Origin of the sequence: Qipengyuania sp. 902 (assembly GCF_051195295.1) — a bacterium.
GTDB lineage: Bacteria > Pseudomonadota > Alphaproteobacteria > Sphingomonadales > Sphingomonadaceae > Qipengyuania.
Map to the genome: position 1 here is coordinate 49,938 of NZ_JBNJLJ010000004.1, position 20,063 is coordinate 70,000.

At 63.1% G+C, this 20,063-nt stretch carries 13 protein-coding genes, 1 tRNA gene and 2 rRNA genes (1 of these 16 only partly in view); 5 read left to right on the plus strand and 11 right to left on the minus strand.

Annotated features, from left to right (window positions below; all coding sequences use genetic code 11):
* Positions 1-19: 19 nt before the first annotated feature.
* The gene (locus ACSH0F_RS12435; protein ID WP_435203271.1) at positions 20-1,246 is read right to left on the minus strand and encodes a TetR/AcrR family transcriptional regulator; all 1,227 of its coding nucleotides are present in this window, start codon (positions 1,244-1,246) and stop codon (positions 20-22) included.
* A complete protein-coding gene (locus ACSH0F_RS12440) occupies positions 1,243-2,979 on the minus strand; it encodes a class I adenylate-forming enzyme family protein (RefSeq protein ID WP_435203273.1) in 1,737 nt (578 codons plus the stop codon). Before ACSH0F_RS12440 ends, ACSH0F_RS12435 begins: the two co-directional genes overlap by 4 nt.
* Before the next feature lie 177 nt (positions 2,980-3,156).
* On the opposite strand from ACSH0F_RS12440, the gene ACSH0F_RS12445 reads away from it, so the two are divergent.
* From ACSH0F_RS12445 to ACSH0F_RS12460, 4 genes are all read left to right on the plus strand, one after another.
* Positions 3,157-4,392, plus strand: a complete 1,236-nt coding sequence (locus tag ACSH0F_RS12445; RefSeq protein WP_435203275.1) for a serine hydrolase domain-containing protein — start codon at positions 3,157-3,159, stop codon at positions 4,390-4,392.
* A gap of 10 nt (positions 4,393-4,402) precedes the next feature.
* Complete coding sequence (locus ACSH0F_RS12450) at positions 4,403-6,439, plus strand: 3-hydroxyacyl-CoA dehydrogenase NAD-binding domain-containing protein (RefSeq protein WP_435203277.1); 2,037 nt, start codon at positions 4,403-4,405, stop codon at positions 6,437-6,439.
* Positions 6,440-6,599: 160 nt separating this feature from the next.
* The gene (locus ACSH0F_RS12455) at positions 6,600-9,356 is read left to right on the plus strand and encodes a TonB-dependent receptor (RefSeq protein WP_435203279.1); all 2,757 of its coding nucleotides are present in this window, start codon (positions 6,600-6,602) and stop codon (positions 9,354-9,356) included.
* 26 nt (positions 9,357-9,382) lie between these two features.
* The gene (locus tag ACSH0F_RS12460; RefSeq protein WP_435203281.1) at positions 9,383-11,065 is read left to right on the plus strand and encodes a TonB-dependent receptor domain-containing protein; all 1,683 of its coding nucleotides are present in this window, start codon (positions 9,383-9,385) and stop codon (positions 11,063-11,065) included.
* A gap of 81 nt (positions 11,066-11,146) precedes the next feature.
* Here the strand turns inward: ACSH0F_RS12460 and ACSH0F_RS12465 are convergent, their stop codons facing one another.
* Genes ACSH0F_RS12465 through ACSH0F_RS12480 form a run of 4 tightly spaced genes read right to left on the minus strand, consistent with a single transcriptional unit; the run spans position 11,147 to position 15,423 of the window.
* Entirely contained in the window at positions 11,147-12,556 is a 1,410-nt protein-coding gene (locus tag ACSH0F_RS12465; RefSeq protein ID WP_435203283.1) for an efflux transporter outer membrane subunit, read from the minus strand.
* Entirely contained in the window at positions 12,553-13,551 is a 999-nt protein-coding gene (locus tag ACSH0F_RS12470) for an efflux RND transporter periplasmic adaptor subunit (RefSeq protein WP_435203285.1), read from the minus strand. The genes ACSH0F_RS12465 and ACSH0F_RS12470 overlap by 4 nt, the downstream gene beginning before the upstream one ends.
* A gap of 1 nt (position 13,552) precedes the next feature.
* Positions 13,553-14,287 carry an ABC transporter ATP-binding protein gene (locus ACSH0F_RS12475; RefSeq protein WP_435203287.1) on the minus strand — a complete coding sequence of 245 codons (735 nt, stop codon included), beginning with the start codon at positions 14,285-14,287 and terminating at the stop codon, positions 13,553-13,555.
* The gene (locus ACSH0F_RS12480) at positions 14,287-15,423 is read right to left on the minus strand and encodes an ABC transporter permease (RefSeq protein ID WP_435203289.1); all 1,137 of its coding nucleotides are present in this window, start codon (positions 15,421-15,423) and stop codon (positions 14,287-14,289) included. Before ACSH0F_RS12480 ends, ACSH0F_RS12475 begins: the two co-directional genes overlap by 1 nt.
* 295 nt (positions 15,424-15,718) lie before the next feature.
* Here ACSH0F_RS12480 and ACSH0F_RS12485 point away from each other — a divergent pair, with 295 nt between their 5' ends.
* Positions 15,719-16,132, plus strand: coding sequence for a TetR/AcrR family transcriptional regulator C-terminal domain-containing protein (locus tag ACSH0F_RS12485; protein WP_435203291.1), 414 nt, complete (start codon positions 15,719-15,721; stop codon positions 16,130-16,132).
* On the opposite strand, the gene ACSH0F_RS12490 is transcribed toward ACSH0F_RS12485, so the two are convergent.
* The 5 genes from ACSH0F_RS12490 to ACSH0F_RS12510 all read right to left on the minus strand — a co-directional run.
* The gene (locus ACSH0F_RS12490; protein ID WP_435203293.1) at positions 16,129-17,781 is read right to left on the minus strand and encodes an acyl-CoA dehydrogenase family protein; all 1,653 of its coding nucleotides are present in this window, start codon (positions 17,779-17,781) and stop codon (positions 16,129-16,131) included. The two genes, ACSH0F_RS12485 and ACSH0F_RS12490, sit on opposite strands and share 4 nt — an antisense overlap.
* Entirely contained in the window at positions 17,774-18,268 is a 495-nt protein-coding gene (gene moaC / locus ACSH0F_RS12495) for a cyclic pyranopterin monophosphate synthase MoaC (RefSeq protein WP_435203295.1), read from the minus strand. Before moaC ends, ACSH0F_RS12490 begins: the two co-directional genes overlap by 8 nt.
* A 108-nt stretch (positions 18,269-18,376) precedes the next feature.
* Positions 18,377-18,453, minus strand: a tRNA-Met gene (locus ACSH0F_RS12500).
* A 111-nt stretch (positions 18,454-18,564) separates the two neighbouring features.
* Positions 18,565-18,679 (minus strand): 5S ribosomal RNA (rrf, locus tag ACSH0F_RS12505).
* A gap of 113 nt (positions 18,680-18,792) precedes the next feature.
* Positions 18,793-20,063, minus strand: a 23S ribosomal RNA gene (locus ACSH0F_RS12510) (it continues 1,532 nt past the right edge of the window).

Consider the following 20,063-nt stretch of genomic DNA (forward strand, 5'->3'; position numbering starts at 1 on the left):
TGCATGAGGGCGGGCCTGCCTAGCGCGGGTCCGCCAGCATCCCTTCGGAAAGGATCGACAGATATGTGCGGATCGCCTCGTCGCGGTCTGCGAACCGCTCTGCCCAATGGCGCGCATCATAGGCCGAGTTAACCGTCGACATGATCACCTGACCCGCAATCAGCGGATCGACCGGACGCACAGAACCATCGGCGACGCCGTCCATCAGCATGCCGGAAAAGCGCCGCGCGAGCCGGTTCGAGCGGACGACCACATCGTCCTTGTGATCGGCCTCCAGCGCCTGCAGCGCCGTGGTCCGAAGCAAGGGGGTCGCGTCGAAGAACTGCACATCGATCAGTTCGCGCAGCACGCTGCAAATCCGCGTCCAGTAATCCGCGTCCAGCTCCAGCCCCGCGATCTGCGCGGCCGAAAGCCGGTCGTAGCTTTGCTGGAAACAGGCAAGCACAAGATCGTCCTTGGCCTGGTGATGGTGGTAGAAACTGCCCTTGGTGACATTGAGGCTCTCGGCGATCCGGTTGACCGATGCACCGCGATAGCCGAGCCGGTTTATCATCACGGTCGCCGCGCGCAGGAAGGCTTCGTTCTGGCTGCCCTCCTCATCCTCGCGGGTGCGCCAGTCACCCGATAGGTCCTGCGGTGCAAAGCGCCCGCGCTGCGACGGCAAGCCATTGGCGAGGACATCGAACAGCCGCGCTTCGATCCGGTCGAAATCGCGCACCGAATAACGCAGCGACCAGATCGGCCACCACATCATCGCCTCGAGCAGGATATGCGCCCGCGCAGAAAACAGCGCGCGCTGTTCATTGCTGTTCCATTCGCCGAAAAAGCGCCGCACGATGCCCACCACGCGCAGGTAATGCGCCATCAGCGTGTCGTAGGCTTCGGTATCCAGCGTGCGGATTTCGGATAGCGCCGTCGTCAGCCCGCGCTCTCCCGCGCGGATGCGCTTGCGCAAGGCGATCTGCCCGGCGATGAAATGCCTGAGGCGCGCCGCCGGATCGGGCTGATCCAGCGCTGCTTGCGCCATCTCCTCCATCAGCGTCAGCGTTTCGTCATAGACGGCGACGACGAGCTTTTCCTTGCGCGGGAAATAATAGGTCACGCTGGTTGCATTGAGCCCGATCGCGCGGGCAACTTCGGCCAGCGTTGTCGCCTGAACTCCGACCTCGTTGATCAGCACCGAAGCGGCGTGGATGATCGCCCCGCGCTTCTCGTCGAACTTGCGGGTGGAAGCGGGCGCGCTCACGCGAAGAATGTCCCGAGGTCGCGCTTCAGGATCTTGCCATTGGCATTGCGCGGCAGCGTGTCCTCGACGAAGGCGACGCGCACGGGTACCTTGAATTTGGCCAGCCGGGCCGCAACCCATTCGCGCAGTTCCTCCTCGCTTGCGGACATGCCGGGGGCGAGGTGGACTACGGCAGCGGGTTCTTCGCCCAGCGTCTTGTGCGGGATGCCGATCAGCGCAGCATCGGTCACCGCCGGGTGGTCGTAGAGCACGTTTTCGACTTCGGACGAGTAGATGTTCTCGCCCCCGCGGATGATCATGTCCTTGGCCCGGTCCACGATATAGCAGAAGCCGTCCTGGTCCAGTTTCGCAAGGTCGCCGGTGCGAACCCAGCCGTCGACGAAAGTCTCCGCGCTCGCCTCCGGCCGGTTCCAGTAGCCCTTCACCACCATCGGGCCGCGCGCCCACAGTTCGCCGACTTCACCGGCAGGCAATTCCCGCGAGCCGTCCTCGGCCATGATCTTGAGGTCGGCCACGGGCACCGGCGGGCCGCAGCTTTCCGGGCGATTGAGATAGTCTTCGGAATTGTTGCCGGTGACTGTCGCCATGGTCTCGGTCATGCCCCAGCCGTTGTGCGGCAGTGCGCCGAAGGTTTCATAGATCTTGCGGACGAGCTCGGGCGCGGCGGGCGCACCGCCGTAGGAAATCGTCTCGAGGCTGGAGAGATCGAAGTTTTCACGCTCGGGATGCTCGATCAACTGCCAGGCGATGGTCGGCACACCGCCCGCAGTGTTGACCCGCTCACGCTGGATGAGGCCGAAGGCTTCCACCGGGTCCCATTTATGCATGAACACAAGAGTATGTCCTGCCATCACCGCACCCATCATGCCTGCCGAACAGGCGGTTACGTGAAATAGCGGAATGACGACCAGACTAACCTTTTGCGCCGGTTCAGGCGGCTCGTCTCCGCGGCGCAGGGCCGCCATCGCAATGCTCCATCCGCCCGACAGGATATTGGTCGCGAGATTGCGATGCGTGCCCAGCGCGCCCTTGGGCTGGCCGGTGGTGCCGCTGGTGTAGAAGATCGTCGCCTCGTCGTCGGGCGCGACCTCAACCTGGGGAAGGTCCGCTGCGGGCAAATCGGCGAAAGCTCGCGGTGCGCCGATAATATCTTCCAGACGCTCGGCCCCGGAGGGGTCGGCATCGCAGCGCGACACGAACACCGTTGCGAGGTCGGGCATTTCGTCGCGGTGCTCCGCGATCCGCTCCCAGCGCTCGGCATCGCAGACCAGCAGCTTCGATTCCGAATTGGCGAGGCCGAAGGCGAGCTCCGGCCCGGTCCACCAGGCATTGAGCGGCACGCAGATCGCGCCGATGCAGGTCGCGGCGAAGAAGGCCACCGGCCATTCGGGCAGGTTGCGCATCGCCAGCGCGATCCGGTCGCCTTTCTCCACCCCGCGCTCGCGGAACTCCGCCGCCAGTCGCGCGACAGCCCGGAACCAGGCGTCGTAAGTGACCCGCTCGTCCTCGTAGATCGTGAACAAACGCTCGCCATGCGTGCGCCCGACCTCGGCAATCGCGCGCAAGTTCGACGGAGCATTCTTCCACACTCGCGTCTGCACGCCGCGTATATCGACCGTATCCATTTCGAAGCGCTGGCCCGGCGCGGTCAATCGCGCGGTGGCATCTTCCCGGCTCATGGCCGGCCAGCCCGCAGGCGTGGTCCAGCCGATCGCGGTCGCGAGATCGTTCATTGCATCCCTCTCGTACGCCGCGTCTGTCGCGCGACTCCCTCTCTAGGGCATCTTACTAAACCTGCCTCCCCTTCCGACGCAAGCGCGGTTCGAAGCTCAGGTATGAGGGTGGCAAGAGAGAACAGAATCGCTATGCGGGCAAAACGGAAGCATAGGTATGCAAGAGAGGAGAAGCGCATGTTCGATCTGGCCGAGGCCGGTTCGCTGGGATTCGATGCCGACAGGCTGGAGCGGATACCCGATTTCCTGAAGCAGACCTATATCGACAATGGGCGTCTGCCGAATGCCCAGCTGGTTGTCGCGCGTGGCGGCAAGCCGGTCCACTATACGCGGCTTGGCGCGATGGGCGAGGACGGGCGCGACCTGCCCGACGATGCGCTGTTCCGCATAGCCAGCATGACCAAGCCGGTGACCTCGATTGCCTTCATGCAGCTGGTCGAGCGATGTGAGGTCGCGCTGGAGGACCCGGTCACGAAGGTCTTCCCGGAATTCGCGGACCTCAAGGTCTACGCCGGGGGAGGCGGTTCGATACCCTTCGCGCCGGGCGCTCCGGCGCACCCGATGCGCTTCGTCGACCTGCTGACGCATATGTCGGGCTTCACCTACGGCCTGCAGAACCGCAACAATCTCGACGCCGCCTATCGCGAGCACAATTTCGACTTCGCCCGCGACCATCTCGACAGCGACGAATTCGTCGCCCGCCTCGCCAAGCTCCCGCTCGAATTCGCGCCGGGCCAAGGCTGGAACTACTCGGTGTCGACCGACGTGCTTGGCATCGCAGTTGAGCGGATCGGCGGGATGCGGCTGGGCGAGTATTTCGAAAAGCACATCTTCGCGCCTCTCGGCATGACCGACACGCGGTTCGGCGTGAAAGAAGACGACCTCTACCGGCTGGTCGATGCCTATGCCTATCGTCCCGGCCAGTCGCCGCGCATGATCAGCGCGGGCAAGACCAGCAAGCTCGCGCAGCCCGGCACATTCGACAGCGGCGGCGGCGGGCTCGTCGGCTCGATCGCGGATTATCACCGCTTCGCCACCATGTTGCTGAATGGCGGCGCGCTCGACGGGGCGCGGATCGTCAGCCCCAAGACGCTGCGGCTGATGCGCACCAATCACTTGCCGAACAATGCCGACCTCACCGAGATGTCGAGCAGCCTGTTCTCCGAAGCCAATAATGCCGGGACCGGCTTCGGCCTCGGCTTCGCCATGGTGATCGATCCGGCTAAGACGCTGATGCCCAGCAGCCTAGGCGAATTCTACTGGGGCGGCGCTTATTCGACTGCCTTCTTCGTCGATCCCGTAGAGCAGATCACGTGTGTCTTCATGACGCAGGTCTATCCCTCGTCCACCTACCCGATCCGCCGCCAGCTCAAGACGCTGATCTATTCCGCCCTCACCGAAACCTATGCTTGAGGAGACCCGAATGACCTCCCCCATCCGCACCGAACGCCATGACAACGTCCTCGTCGTCATCTCCGACAATCCGCCGGTCAATGCACTCGGCCAGGCCGTGCGTGCCGGCCTCAAGGACGCCATCGAGGAAGCCATGTCCGACGATGCGATCGAAGCGGTCGTCATCCGCTGCGACGGGCGCACCTTCTTTGCCGGGGCGGACATTACCGAATTCGGCAAGCCGCCGGTCGGCCCCAACCTTCCCGAAACGCTCGATGCAATGGAAGCGAGCGACAAGCCGGTGGTCGCCGCGATCCACGGGACGGCGCTGGGCGGCGGCTGCGAAGTCGCGCTTGCGTGCCACTACCGCGTCGCCGTGCCGAGCGCGAAGCTGGGCCTGCCCGAAGTGAAACTCGGCCTGATCCCGGGCGCAGCCGGTACGCAGCGCCTGCCGCGACTGGTCGGCGCCGAAGCCGCCTTGCCCCTCGTGGTCGGCGGCAATCCGATCTCGGCCAAGAAAGCGCAAGGCATTGGGCTGGTCGACGAGATCGTCGGCGAGGACAGTCTGGAAGCCGACGCCATTGCGTTCGCGAAATCGAAAATCGGCCAGCCGGTCCCCCGCGCCTTGGAGGGCACCGCGAATGAAGACGGCGTGCGCGATCCCGACCTGTTCGATCGCTTCCGCGCCAGCCAGGCGCGCAAGATCCGCGGCTTCGATGCCCCGAATGCCGCGATCGAGGCAGTCAAAGCGGCAGGCACCATGTCCTATGCCGAGGGCGTGAAGAAAGAGCGCGAGCTCTTCACCGAATTGATGTCGGGCACGCAGAGCGCGGCGATGCGGCATTATTTCTTCGCCGAACGCGCCGCCAACAAGATCGACGATGTGCCCAAGGACACGCCGCTGATCCCGGTAAAGAAGGTCGGGGTGATCGGGGCCGGCACAATGGGCGGCGGCATTTCGATGAACTTTCTCTCTGCCGGCATCCCGGTGACGATCCTCGAGATGAGCCAGGACGCACTCGATCGCGGCACCGGGACGATGCGCAAGAATTACGAGAACACCGCCAAGAAGGGCCGCATGACCGCCGATCAGGTCGAGCAGGCGATGGGCCTGCTGACCCCGACGCTTTCCTACGACGACCTCGCCGATTGCGACCTCGTGATCGAAGCGGTTTACGAGAGCATGGACGTCAAGAAGGAGGTGTTCGGCAAGCTCGACGAAGTGGTCAAGCAAGGTGCGATCCTCGCTTCCAATACCAGCTATCTCGATGTGAACGAGATCGCGGCAGCGACCCAGCGCCCTGGCTATGTGGTCGGGATGCACTTCTTCTCGCCAGCGAATATCATGAAGCTGCTGGAGGTCGTGCGCGGTGAAAAGACCCGCGACGATGTGCTGGCGACGGTGATGAAGCTGTCCAAGACGATCGGCAAGGTCGCAGCAGTATCGGGCGTATGTCCGGGCTTCATCGGCAACCGCATGCTGTCGAAACGGCAGGAACAGGCCAATGCGCTGATCATGGAGGGCGCGAACTATTGGGAGGTGGACGAGGTCCTGCTGGATTTCGGCTTCCCCATGGGTCCGTTCCAGATGGGCGATCTCGCCGGCATCGACATCGGCTGGCACCGCGACCCGAGCAAGGTTACGACCGTGCGCGAGGCCCTGTGTGCCGTCGGCCGCTTCGGGCAGAAGGCCGGCAAGGGTTTCTACGATTACGACGAGGCACGCCAACGGACCCCTTCCGACGAAGTGAAGCAGATCATCGCCGACTTCGCGGCAAAGGAAGGCAAGGAACAGCGCGAGATTTCGAAGGACGAAATTCGCGAACGCCTGCTCTACCCTATGGTCAACGAAGGGGCGAAAATCCTTGAGGAGGGCATGGCCCAGCGCGCCAGCGACATCGATGTCGTTTGGATCAACGGGTATGGTTGGCCGCTCTACACCGGCGGACCGATGTTCTGGGCGCAGACCATCGGCCTCCACACGGTCGTCGAGGGACTGGACAAGCACGGCTTGCCGGTCAGCAATTATATGTGCGAGCGCGCCGCCGGCTCCGGCAAATTTGACTAGCGACAAGGCAACTCTGCGACATTTTTGAAACGCTGGTACGTAAATCGGTCGATGGATAACGTCGTTCGTCCGACTTTCGTTGACATCACTGGCGAAGGACGCTTTTCACCCACGAGAGAGCGGCGCGCCCCCGAATGCGCCTTGAAGAGAGAGGAAACCTATGAAGAAGTTCGGTTTACGCCATCATTGTGCCTTCGGTGCGATTGCCGGAGCGCTCGTCTGCATGCCTGCCGCCGCGCTGGCGCAGGATGTTGCGACCACCAGCACCGATGATGCCGATCTCGTCGACAATGCAGATGTCGAGGATGGCAATGTCATCATCGTGACCGCGCAGGGCCGCCAGCAGGTCCTGTCCGACGTGCCGGTTGCCGTTTCCGCCGTGTCCGCCGAAACGCTGGAGAAGTCAGGCGTAGCCGACATTCGCGACCTCAACCAGGTTGCCCCCTCACTGCTGGTTTCTTCGACGGGTAACGAAGCGAACGGTTCGGCGCGTATCCGCGGTATCGGTACCGTCGGCGACAACCCCGGCCTCGAAAGCTCGGTCGCTGTCTTCGTCGACGGCGTCTATCGCTCGCGCTCGGGCAACGCCCTGTCCGAACTCGGCCCGCTCGACCGTGTGGAAATCCTGCGCGGCCCGCAGGGCACTCTCGGCGGCCGCAACTCCTCGGCCGGCCTGATCAATATCTACACCGCCCCGCCCGAGTTCACTTTCTCCGGCTATGGCGCTTTCACTTACGGCAATTACGATGCGATCAAGGTGGAAGCCGGCATCAATGCGCCGCTCAGCGACACGATCGCTGCCCGCATCGACGGCGTCTATTTCGAGCGTGATGGTTTCTACAACGATGTCGTCAACGACGTGCGCGTCAACGACCGCGACCGCTACCTCGTCCGCGCGCAGGCCCTGTTCGAGCCGCGCGACGGCCTGACTTTCCGCCTCGTCGGCGACTATTCGAAGAAGGACGAAGCGTGCTGCGCCGCCACCTTCGTGCAGCCGGAATTCGCTCCGTTGGCTCGCCTCGCAGACGATGTGCCAATCAGGGATGGCAATGCGCCATTCGATCGCCCGAACGGCACGCCGGGTCTCACCAGCAGCGCGAACCCGATCATCGGTGTGCTGCTCGGCCTGGGTCAGGATCCGCGCGCTCTTACGCAGTCGACCTTCGACCGCGACATCTATGTCACCCCCGGTCGCAGCTATGAAGGCGAGACCGAAGACTGGGGCATCTCCGGCGAACTCAACTGGGATTTCGGCAACGTCACCCTAACCTCGATCACCGGCTATCGCGAATATTCGAACTTCCAGGGTTCGGATACCGACTACACCCAGGCCGATCTGATCTACCGCACACCGGGACCGAATGCCGGCGCGCGTGAATTCAAGACCTTCACGCAGGAACTTCGCCTCAACGGCACGGTGTTCAATGACCGGCTCGACTGGCTAGTGGGCGCATATTACGCCAACGAGAAGCTCGAGACGCGTGACAACCTGCGCTTCGGCGACGACTACGGCACGTTCGCCAATTGCCGCATCGCGATCGCCATCAATCCGGCGCTCGCGAACCCGGCTGCGGACAATTGCCTCGGTGCCAATGTCGCCGCGCTGGACGGTACGCTGACCGGCACGCCGGCTTTCGGCCCTGCGACGCCGCTCATCCTTGCTGGCATCAACAACCTGGCTCAGGTCCGCGATCTCGGCAGCACGGGCGATGTGTATAACCAGACCAGCGAAAACTTCGCTGTCTTCACGCACAACATCTTCCACATCACCGATCGTCTCGATCTGACGCTCGGCCTTCGGTATACGAACGAGACCAAAGATTTCGACGCTTCTTTCGGCAACGACAATGTCATCTGTCCGCAAAACCGCGCGCTGCTCAGCGGTCTCCTCGCAACCCCGCTGGCGGGTCTTGCAGGCGGCCTGATCTCGCTCAGCTGTCAGGGCAACTCGACCAGCGAACTCGACGGCGTGACGCTCAGCGATACGCGCGACGAGGACGAGCTGACCGGAACTGCCATCCTCAGCTACAAGCCGACCGACGACCTGCTGGTCTACGGCTCCTACTCCAAGGGCTACAAGGCCGGCGGCTTCAACCTCGACCGTTCGGCCCTTGCCGTGCCGGTGGCGTTCAACGTCGACACGCTCGACCCGACTGCCTTGCAGTTCGATGCCGAAACCGTCGATGCCTACGAAGTCGGCCTGAAGTATGCCGCGCGCAAGTGGGGCTTCAGCCTCGCTGCGTTCCGTCAGGAGTTCTCGAACTTCCAGCTGAACACGTTCAACGGCTCGGTCTTCCTGGTCCAGAACGTGAATGGCTGCGACAACGATCTTGGCGGCGGCGACCGTGACGGCGATCCTGCTACCGGCGCCTGCGCGACGGACAATGTGGCACCAGGCGTAATTGCGCAGGGCGTGGAATTCGAAACCTCGCTCAGCCCGATCCGCGATCTGACCATGACCATGGGCATCACCTATTCGGACACCAGCTACGAGGACAACCTCGTCGGTACCGATGACGGCGCCCCCCTGGATCCGGCCCTGCGCCTGCTTCCGGGCGACAATCTGTCGAACGCGCCCGAGGTGACAGCAACCGCCTCGCTCAGCTGGACCCCGCCGATCGGTAATTCCGGCCTGTCGGGCCTGTTCTTCATCAATGCCCGCACGACCGGCGATTACAACACCGGCTCGGACCTGCTCTACGGCAAGGAACAGGACAGCTACACGCTGGTGAACGGCCGGATCGGCATCACTGGACCCGACCGGGCCTGGGGTGTCGAGGTCTGGGCGAACAATCTGTTCGACGTGGACTACACGCAGGTGGCCTTCAACACGCCGTTCGTGGCTCCTCAGCAGACCTACTCGGCCTTCCTCGCCGAACCGCGGACCTACGGCATCACGGTTCGCGCTGGTTTCTGACCTAGCCGCCCTCGCTGCGTCTCGAAGTGGATGGCACCTATTGGGAATCGCGCCGCACCTTCTTTGCCCCGGGCATCGTCGGCTCGCGCCTGCAGGCCGCGCTTAATGGCTTCGGCGGAGCAGACTGTACCGGTACCACGCCGGGCGCAAACGGGTGCCAGTATTTCAACCCATTCGTGAACGCGGGGCCGGGGAACGGCACTTACAATATCGCCAACCCCTTCTACGTTCCCGGAGCCGAGAACAGCGAGGAGCTGGTTGCCTGGTTGCAGGTGCCCAATGGCACGCGCGAATACGAGCAGCAGGTTGTGCTCGATCTCGTCCTTTCGGGTGAAACCGGCATCGAGTTCAGTGGGGGGCCGCTGGCCTTCGCGGTCGGCGCGCAGGTTCGCGACAATGAATTCAGCAGCCGGCCGCTCAACGACGAGTCCAACCTCGACATCAATCCGTGTTTCGTAGAAGGCGACACCAGCTGCGTCGGCACCACGACCGAAGGCGTCGGCCCGTTCATCTTCCTGGGCGGCTCACGTCCGACCCGGCTCAACCAGAGCGTTTATGCGTTCTTTGCCGAATTGAATGCGCCGATTACCGATGCGATCGAACTCGCTGCGGCAATCCGTTTCGAGGATTACGGCGATCCGATCGGCTCGACCATCAATCCGAAGGGCTCGGTACGCTGGCAGGTTACCGACTGGGTGACCCTACGCGGCTCCGTCGGCACGACCTTCCGCGGTCCGCTCGCTTCCAACGTGTCGCCGAATTTCGTGACCGCGCTGGAAGGCTTCACGGCGGCAGGCGGCAATTACAAGTCGAAGGATATCTATGGCAATCCGACGAATCTTTCGCCGGAAACCGCCCTCACCTATAACATCGGCGCGATCTTCAATGCGCCGATCGGCGGCGCCGATGTCACCTTCTCCGTCGACTACTGGTCCATCGATCTGGAAGACCGCATCACCATCACGCCGGCGAACGCCATCGCCAGCCGGGTGGGCAATTTCCAGACTTCGGGTAACGAACCGGTCAATTGCTCCGATCCGCTGGCCAATCTGATCACCTTCTCGGGCAATCAATGTATCCAGGGGGTGACGACGGGTATCGACATCAGCCGCGTCCGCGCCGACTTCGTGAACGGACCGGACGTAAAGATCTCGGGCCTCGATTTCGCGCTGAACGCATCCTTCCCGATCGGCGACAATGCAACGTTCTCGTTCGGCGGGAACGCGGTCTACAATCTGGACTACAAGTTCGACGAGTTCGTGGTCCAGGGCGAGACTGTGTTGCAGCCCTACGATGCGGTGGGTCTCGGCAACTACTTCCGCGATCCGAACACCGTGCCGGAATGGCGCGCGAACGCCTTCGCCAACCTGCGGTTCGGACCGGTCGCGGCACGCTACTCGCTGGTGCATATCGACGGCGTGACCGACGACCGCTGCGTCAATGCGGACGGTTCTTTCCGCGACCCTTGCTTCGTCACGGCGGACGGTCAGGGCACCAATTTCGGTGTCGAGAGCGGATCCTATACCCAGCACGACATCGCCGTGACCTACGATCTGGTGTTGGCCGGTGCCGACCTGCAGCTACAGGCCGCGATCGAGAACTTCACCGATGCCGAACCGGCCGAGGCACAGCTGCCGCTGAGCTTCAACCCGTTCATCGGCAATGCGATCGGCCGCAACTACCGCGTCGGCATCCGCGCCCGCTTCTAAGCGACGCCGATATAGCGACAATAAAGGGCCCGGGGCACAACGCCTCGGGCCCTTTATTCTCTCATGGCTAAATAACGGCGGTCAGGGAAGGTCGCTGCCACCGAGCGCCTGCCACAGCAACACCCGCGCCCGCTGGACCCGGCCCGCAGCCGCGACCGCACGCTCGCCGCTCGCATCGGCAGCTCGGCGCGCCTCCAGCACAGTCAGGAAGTCCGACAGACCAGCTTCGTAGCGAGTGTTCGCGAGGCGCGCGGCACGCGCCAGCTCAGCGGCTTCACGTGCCGCAGCCTCGGCCTCTGCCGCCGCACCGGATACTACGCCATAGCCCGCCTCGGCATCGCCCAGAGCCGTATAGACCCCGCCCCGATAAGCCTGGAACGCGGCCTGCTTTTCTGCCGCTGCACCGTCGATCTCCGCCTCGATCCTGCCGAAGTCGAGCAGCGGCCCCGCCACGGAGCCGGCCAGCGAACCGACCAGCGAGTCCTCGTCGAACAGATCGGCGAGATTGAACGTCAGCAGGCCGACAACGGCGGACAGGTCGAATGTCGGAAACCGCCGCCGCGCGGTCGCAGCGAGTTCGGCATCTTCCGCCGCCAGCGTCGAGGCCGCTGCGAGGACATCCGGCCGATTGATCAGGAGGCTTGAGGGAAGACTGCCCGGTACAGCACCAGTTCGCGGAGGCGGTGCCGCTTGGACCAGCGCGGCGCGGACTTGCTGCGCGCTCTGCGCCGTCAGCGTCACCAGCCGTCCGACCAGCCGACTGCGTTCGCCTGCCAGCGCGGCCAATCGGCTGCGCGAAGCACTCGCGGCGCTTTGCGCCCGCACGCGGTCGAAGCCCGGCGCAATGCCCGCCCGTTCGCGCACGCCTGCCAGCCGCGCCAGCTCTTCGGCGGCGGCAAGGTCGGAGCGGATCGCATCCTCACGACCCGACAACGTGCGCCAGTCGATGACGCTCGCTGCGATCTCCGCCAGCAGCGCATTGCGGACTCCGCGTGCCGAAGCGGTGGCTGCATCCACTCGCGCCAGAGCTGCACGCTCCTGCGCCCGCAAACGACTGAAGATGTCGGGATCCCAGCGGGCGGTAAGATTGGCCGCATAGGACACCCGCTCGGTGTCGAAGGCGATGCCGGGAGGGAGGTCCGACCCGAATTGCGAGGGATTTGTGCGCTGTCCGGTGACCGAAGTATTTGCGCCGATGGATGGCAGGCGCTCGGCCCCGGCGCGGTCGGCCCCGGCGCGGGCCTGTTCTATGCGGGCAGCCGCTTCGCCCAGCGTCGGGGAGCCAGCGAGCGCCTGCGCGGCCAGCGTGTCGAAGGCCGGGTCGGCGACCGGAAGCAATGACGCGAGTGCGACTTCGGTCGCCGTGTCCGGCGCATAGAAATAGGCTTCGGGCAGGACCGGAGCGGGCGTCGCGACTTCGGGTGGCGGTCCCGCCACGCAGCCTGCCAGCGCGAGCGCGCCAGCCGCGCACAAAAGCGAATGGCGGATCATTCCCGGTCATCCTGCTCGCCGGTGCCAGCGGGAATGTACGCATCGACCTGCTGGCCGACACGGAAGAGGCCATTGCTCTCCGGCAGTTCGTAAAGCACCTGCAGCACGCGCACATCGACGCGTTCCTGCGCCGAATTAGTGAGCGAGCGCTTGGGCACGACCAGCGGCTCTGCGCGAACGAAACTGGCCTTCACCCGGCGCTCGGCCGCGCCCCGGGGGCTGACGATGGCGTCGGCGCCCATCGCAACGCGGGCGGCCTGCTCTTCGTCGATGTCGATGCGGACATAGAGGGGCTGGGTCTGGCCCATTTCGATGAAGGGCTGCGCATTGCCGCCACCGCCCATCGTGGAGACATACTCACCCTTGCGGATGTTCACCGCCAGGATTTCGCCGGCGATCGGTGCGCGGACGGTCAGGCGGCCGATCTCCGTCTGCGCCGAATTGGCTCGGGCCTGCGCGGCCGCCAGCCGGGCGCGCGCGAGCCGCAGGCGCTCGTTCGCCGATGCCGCCTCGCCCTCCGCCCGGATCACTTCCGCGCGACTGACGGCAGCCGGATCGTCGATATTGCGATAGAGTGCCAGCTGGCGGCCCGCCGTCGCGCGGGTCGTGTTCGCCTCAGCAATGGAGGCTTGCGCTTCGGCAATCGCCGCTCGCGCTTCCTGCAAGGATGCACGGGCTGCGCGGTCATCGACGGTGAACAGCACTTGGCCCTCGCTCACCCTGTCGCCGGGCTGCACGAAGAGGTTGGTCACGAGGCCGGACAAAGCCGAGCCGATTTGCACCAATTCGCTCGACGGCTCGACGATCCCCGCCCCGGCGACCCGCGAGGATTCCGCCATGGCGTCGGGTGCGCGCGGCGGCTCGCGGTCCGGTTCGGTCAGCTCACGGTCGGGCAGGTCGAAGAAGATGAAAATCACGGCTGCCACCAGGCCGATAATTGCAATCACCGGCAGTATCTGGCGCGAGAAGCTCATGTTCCTGAAGTCGAATGCCATGTCAGTGTCCTTCCGGCATCTCGCTGCCGTCATGCGTAATGCGGCCGTCCTCGAGCACGAGGATGCGGTCGGCGAGATCGAAAACGCGGTTGTCGTGAGTCACGATGATGCAGGCGCGGTCTTCCGCGACCGCAACTTCGCGCAGCAGGTCCATGACCTTGCGCCCTGAGGCGGCATCGAGCGCGGCGGTGGGCTCGTCGCAGACTACCAGGCGGGGTTCGTGAACAAGGGCACGGGCGATGGCGACGCGTTGTTGCTGGCCGCCCGAAAGCTGGCTCGGCAGCTTGCCCGCCTGATTACCGATATTCAGTTTTTCCAGCATGGCGACCGCCTTTTCGCGCGCCTCCAGCCGATCCATTCCCTGCGCGATAAGCGGCACGGCGGCATTGTTGGCCGCATCGATCGAGGGGATGAGATTGTACTGCTGGAAAATGAAACCGATGTTGTTGAGGCGGAATTCGACCAGTTCGGTATCGGAAAGATCGTAAATGTCGGTGCCGAAGACCTTCACCTCGCCCGCGGTCGGCCAGAGGATGCCGCACATGATCGAGATCAGCGTCGTCTTCCCCGATCCGCTCTCGCCGACCACATAGGTCAGCTCGCCGGCGCGAATGTCGACATCGATACCGTGCAGCACGGTGATAGTCTGCTGACCCGCCTTGAAGTCGCGCGTGACCCCGCGCGAGCAGATTGCGGCCTGAGCCGTGGTAGCAGCCTGGATATCGGTCTCGGCCATCAGCGGAACACCGAAGCAGGCTCTGTCTTGAGCACATTGCGCAGTGCCAGCCAGCCGGTCAGCGCGAGGATCACGAACACTGCCGCCATGCTGATGAGCGGGATCTGCCAAGGAATGTAAAAGCCCTTGAAGGTCGGATTGCCCGAAAAGCCCCAGATGAAAAACACCGTGCCCAGCACGCCCAGCCCGTAACCGATCAGCCCGACGAGACCTGCCTGCGCGGCCACCATCTTGCGGATCTTGCCATTGGTCACACCGATCGCCTTCAGCGCGCCGAACTGCTTGATGTTATCGCGGATGAAGAGGCTGAAGGTCAGCCCGACGATTGCAACACCGACGATGAAGCCGAGCAGGACGGTGATCCCGAAGTTGAGCGGAATGCCGGTGTTTTGGATGATGAAATCGACCCCGTCCTGCGCGAACTCGTCGCGGGTGCGGGCACGCAGGCCGGTCTGTTCCTCGATACGGCGGGTCAGCTCCTCGGGCGAAACACCATGCTCCGCCCCGACCAACACGAAGGACAGGCGATTACGCGTCCCGGGGACATAGCGCAGCGCCTGGCTATATTTGGTATAAAGTGTGACCTGGCTGGTGAAGCTGGGGATGGCATCGGCCACGCCGCGGATCACCGCGCGCTGGTCGTTGAGCTCCAGCCGTTCGCCGATGGGAGAGCGACCGTCTTCGAACATCCGCGTTAGGCCGACATCGTCGATGATCACGCTGTCCGGTTGCGAGAGCACGTTGATACTGCCCTGCGCCATCCGCTTGGGCAGCCCGATCAGCGTCGCATCGTCCACGCCGATCACCGACACGCCTTCCAGATCGCCCTCGCTGGTGCGGACGCTGGCGCCGGCGCGAAGATGCGGCACCGCCCATTCGACGCCGGTCACACCACGCACCTTGTCCAGCGCAGTCGACGGCATGGGGAAGTTCACATCGGCCGTGCGGCTGACCGGGTCCATAACCCAGACGTCGGCGCTCGACACATTGTACGTCCCGCTTGCACCTCGCTCGATCAGATTGACGAAAATGGTCAGCTGCTGCGTGATGAGCAATGTTGAGAAGGCGATGCCGAAGACGAGCCCGTAGAACTTCTGGGCGTCCCCGGTCAGCATGCGGATCGCGATCCAGATCATGCGCTTGCTTGCCTTCCCCTTGCGACTCGTTCATTACTGAACGCAGGCGTTCAACTGAACGGGACCGTTCATTTTATCAAGCGACGTTAATAGAAGAGGGGGGCGGCCCGTCGATGCCGCAAAGCGCAAGGCGATTATCGCCGCCGCGACGCGCGCCTTCTTCGATCGCGGGTTCGCCGCCGCCTCGATCGAGCAGGTAGCTGCCGATGCGGGGGTGTCTAAAGTCACGGTTTACAACCATTTCGGGGACAAACGCGGGCTGTTCGTCGCCTCGGTCGAAACCCAATGCGAGATAATGCGCGGTCATTTCTCGATCGGAGAAATGCCGCGCGGCACCTTGCGCGAACGCCTGCTTGCCATCGGCGAGGCAATGGTCGCCTTCCTCTCGCGCGACGAGATGGTGCAGTTCGAACGACGCATCGCAGCCGAGACCGAGCATGAGCCGGAAATCGGCAAGGCGTTCCTCGCTGCGGGGCCGCACCGGATGAAAAAGGCCTTCAGCGCCCTCATCGCCGCACTCAACGACGCGGGTGAGCTTGAGGTCGATGATCCAGAGCTAGCAGCCGAGCAATTCGCGAGCATGTGTAAAGGCATGGGCGACCTCGAAAGGCGCTTCGGCCAGCCGATTGACGAAAAGCGCAATCGCGAAAGGATCGAGGGCGCGGTCGAAGTTTTCTGCCGCGCCTATGCGACCGCGGGCGACTGCTAGCCGCGCTGTTCTTGGAGCAAGCCTCGCGCGATCACTTGCGCCTGGATTTCGGCGGCACCTTCGAAAATGTTGAGGATGCGCGCATCGCATAGCACCCGGCTGATCGGATACTCGAGCGCATAGCCGTTGCCACCGTGGATCTGGACTGCATTGTCGGCAGCACTCCAGGCGACGCGTGCCGCCAGCAGTTTCGCCATCCCGGCCTCAATATCGCAGCGCTCGTCTTTGTCCTTATGGCGGGCGGCAGAATAGGTGAGCTCGCGCGCCACCACGATTTCGGCGAGCATCAGCGCCAGCTTGTCCGACACGCGCGGGAAGTCGATCAGCGTCTTGCCAAACTGCTTGCGGTCGAGCGCATATTGCAGGCCAAGATCGAAAGCGTTCCACGCAACCCCGATGGCCCGCGCAGCCGTCTGGATGCGAGCCCCCTCGAAAGTCCGCATGAGTTGCTTGAAGCCCTCGCCTTCCTTGCCTCCGAGCAAGCCCTCGGCGCGCACGCGAAAGCCATCGAAGCCGAGCGTGTATTCCTTCATTCCGCGATAGCCGAGAACCTCGATCTCTTCGCCGGAGAGGCCGTGGTCGGGAAAGCCCAGGCCTTCTGCACCGCGCGTTTTCTCAGCGATCAGCATCGATAGTCCGCCATAGCCGGGCTTTTCGGGATCGGTGCTGACCATCATGGTCATGAGGTCGGCACGCGCGGCGTGGGTAATCCACGTCTTTGCGCCGTGAACCTCCCAGCTGCCATCGTCGCGCCGCGTGGCTCGCGTGCGGACCGACGCGAGGTCGGAGCCGGTATCGGGTTCGGTGAACACCGCGGTCGGCAGCAGCGAACCGTCGGCGATGCCCGGCAGCCAGCGCGCTTTCTGCTCTGCCGTCCCGTTCTTCCCGATCAGCTCCCCCGCAATTTCCGAGCGCGTGCCGAGCGAGCCGGCACAGATCCACCCGCGCGAAAGCTCCTCCGATACGACCGACATCGCAAGTTTTCCGAGACCGAGACCGCCATACTCCTCGTCGATGCAGATCGCGAACACGCCGAGTTCGGCCATCTGCTCGATGGTTTTGAGAGGGATCAATTCGTCCGCAAGATGCCAGCGTTGGGCGTTCGGCGCGATTTTTTCGGTAGTGAAGGTGCGGAATTGGGTGCGGATCAGGTCGAGTGTCTCATCGTCCAGCCCCTCGTCCGGCCGTACGCCGTCCGCTGCGAGCGCAGCAAGCCGGGCGCGCTTCGTTGGTGTGGTTCCTTCGCGCAGGAACCACGCGATATGGGGATCTTCGCGTAGCTTGGCTGCCGCGTCACCAACGCCGAAGTCCTCCGGCCTAACAATTTCGGTCTGGCTCATCGGAAGTCCGCCGACGAGCTGACCGCAATATTCGGCGAACACGATCGACAGCACCAGTTGCTCTATTTCCCCGAAGCTCTCAGATGCTTGCGCGCGCTGCGCCCAGTCCAAGCCGGACTCGAGCGAGGCGACGAGTGTCGCAGCCCACGCGTAGCCATGCACTTGGCGTTGTTCTGCTTCGAGCAATGCAGGCGACACCCGGCCGTCTTCATGCACGGCTGAGCCAACCAGGTCGTGCAATGCTCCGATGTAGTGCCTTATCGTGGCGTGCGCCGCTGTCGCTGTGGCCAGGAGATTGTCGTCATTCATCGCCAGCCTCTTCCCTCCGCTGCCAGTCGCCGCTTGCACCGCCCGTTTTGCTGTCCACCCTCGCCTCGCCCATCACCATCTCGCGGTCGATCGCCTTGAGCATATCGTACATCGTCAGCCCGGCTATCGTCGCAGCCGTCAGAGCCTCCATCTCCACCCCGGTCGGCCCATTCGTGGCCACACGCGAAGCGATCCGGAAGCCTGGCAGATCGCGGTCAGCCCGGACCGTCACTTCGGCTTTCGTCAGTGGCAGCGGATGGCAGAGCGGAATGAGATCGGCAGTCCGCTTTGCCGCCATCACGCCCGCAAGTTCTGCAGTCGCGATTACTGCGCCCTTGGGCGTGCGGCCCGCAACGACCGCATCGACGGTTTCTCGCTGGCATGTCAGCACCGCGCTGGCCTCGGCCTCCCGCCGGGTCGGTGGTTTGGCGGAGACATCGACCATGCGTGCCCTGCCAGTTTCGTCTAAATGAGTGAGCCCTGTCATCGCCACGCACCCTGCCCCGCCTTGCGCTTCGCGCCAAGCTTTTGTGCCGCTGTAAACGACAAAACCCCGCCGCTCCAGAGGGAGCTAGCGGGGTCTATCGGGTGAAATTGGTTGCGGGGGTTGGATTTGAACCAACGACCTTCAGGTTATGAGCCTGACGAGCTACCGGACTGCTCCACCCCGCGGCACCGTGATCTCATGGACTAAGTCCAGAGACGAAAAAGCCGCCGCGCGGTGTGCACCGGCAGCGGCTTTTGAAATCGTGAATGGGTTTATCCGCATCCGCCGGCTGTAATGCCTGGCGACGACCTACTCTTCCAGTGCTTGAGCACTAGTACCATCGGCGCTGTCCGGTTTCACGGCCGAGTTCGAGATGGGATCGGGTGGGTCACAGACGCTATAGCCACCAAGCAATAAAGCAGGCGGATGGGTTTAAATCGATGCTGTTGAGCTTTCTGGGCTTATCCGGCTTCGAAGTTTCCTCCGATCTCAGACAGCAGGGCTGTCGTTGATGGTATGGATCCTACAAGCGCGAAAAGAACTATTAGGACCGGTTAGCTACACGCATTACTGCGCTTCCACACCCGGCCTATCAACGTCGTGGTCTACGACGGTTCGAAGATTGCTTATCTTAAGGGAGGCTTCCCGCTTAGATGCTTTCAGCGGTTATCCCGTCCGTACATAGCTACCCTGCGGCACCCTTGGCAGGATGACAGGTACACCAGAGGTACGTTCACCCCGGTCCTCTCGTACTAGGGGCAACTCCTTTCAACAATCGACGCCCACGGCAGATAGGGACCAAACTGTCTCGCGACGTTCTGAACCCAGCTCACGTACCACTTTAATTGGCGAACAGCCAAACCCTTGGGACCTGCTCCAGCCCCAGGATGTGATGAGCCGACATCGAGGTGCCAAACGATTCCGTCGATATGAGCTCTTGGGAATCATCAGCCTGTTATCCCCGGCGTACCTTTTATCCGTTGAGCGATGGCCCTTCCACGAGGGACCACCGGATCACTATGACCGACTTTCGTCTCTGCTCGACTCGTCAGTCTCGCAGTCAGGCAGGCTTATGCCATTGCACTCTTGCAGACGGTTTCCAACCGTCCTGAGCCTACCATCGCGCGCCTCCGTTACTCTTTAGGAGGCGACCGCCCCAGTCAAACTACCCGCCACAGAGGGTCCCTACACCGGATAACGGTGCGAGGTTAGACATCAGAAAACAGCAGGGTGGTATTTCACCTATGGCTCCACGACAGCTGGCGCCGTCGCTTCAAAGCCTCCCACCTATGCTACACAACTCTTTCCTAATGCCACTCTGAAGCTGCAGTAAAGGTGCACGGGGTCTTTCCGTCTAACCGCGGGTACTCCGCATCTTCACGGAGAATTCAATTTCGCTGAGCATATCCTGGAGACAGTGGGGAAGTCGTTACGCCATTCGTGCAGGTCGGAACTTACCCGACAAGGAATTTCGCTACCTTAGGACCGTTATAGTTACGGCCGCCGTTTACTCGGGCTTCAATTCGGAGCTTGCACTCCTCCTCTTAACCTTCGAGCACCGGGCAGGCGTCACACCCTATACGTCGTCTTGAAGCCGACTTAGCAGAGTGCTGTGTTTTTGCTAAACAGTCGCTACCCCCTGGCCTGTGCCCCCCACAAAGACTTGCGTCGATATGGGGCCTCCTTCTTCCGAAGGTACGGAGGCAATTTGCCGAGTTCCTTCAGGATACTTCTCTCAAGCGCCTTGGTATACTCTACCTGACCACCTGTGTCGGTTTCGGGTACGGTCTATACG

Excerpts from the sequence above, each read along its gene's own strand:
- ACSH0F_RS12440 (WP_435203273.1), bottom strand. The coding sequence starts at position 2,979 with ATGAACGATCTCGCGACCGCGATCGGCTGGACCACGCCTGCGGGCTGG.
- ACSH0F_RS12475 (WP_435203287.1), bottom strand. The coding sequence starts at position 14,287 with ATGGCCGAGACCGATATCCAGGCTGCTACCACGGCTCAGGCCGCAATC.
- ACSH0F_RS12480 (WP_435203289.1), bottom strand. The coding sequence starts at position 15,423 with ATGATCTGGATCGCGATCCGCATGCTGACCGGGGACGCCCAGAAGTTC.
- ACSH0F_RS12470 (WP_435203285.1), bottom strand. The coding sequence starts at position 13,551 with ATGGCATTCGACTTCAGGAACATGAGCTTCTCGCGCCAGATACTGCCG.
- ACSH0F_RS12485 (WP_435203291.1), top strand. The coding sequence starts at position 15,719 with ATGCGCGGTCATTTCTCGATCGGAGAAATGCCGCGCGGCACCTTGCGC.
- ACSH0F_RS12455 (WP_435203279.1), top strand. The coding sequence starts at position 6,600 with ATGAAGAAGTTCGGTTTACGCCATCATTGTGCCTTCGGTGCGATTGCC.
- ACSH0F_RS12490 (WP_435203293.1), bottom strand. The coding sequence starts at position 17,781 with ATGAATGACGACAATCTCCTGGCCACAGCGACAGCGGCGCACGCCACG.
- ACSH0F_RS12465 (WP_435203283.1), bottom strand. The coding sequence starts at position 12,556 with ATGATCCGCCATTCGCTTTTGTGCGCGGCTGGCGCGCTCGCGCTGGCA.
- ACSH0F_RS12445 (WP_435203275.1), top strand. The coding sequence starts at position 3,157 with ATGTTCGATCTGGCCGAGGCCGGTTCGCTGGGATTCGATGCCGACAGG.
- moaC (WP_435203295.1), bottom strand. The coding sequence starts at position 18,268 with ATGACAGGGCTCACTCATTTAGACGAAACTGGCAGGGCACGCATGGTC.
- ACSH0F_RS12450 (WP_435203277.1), top strand. The coding sequence starts at position 4,403 with ATGACCTCCCCCATCCGCACCGAACGCCATGACAACGTCCTCGTCGTC.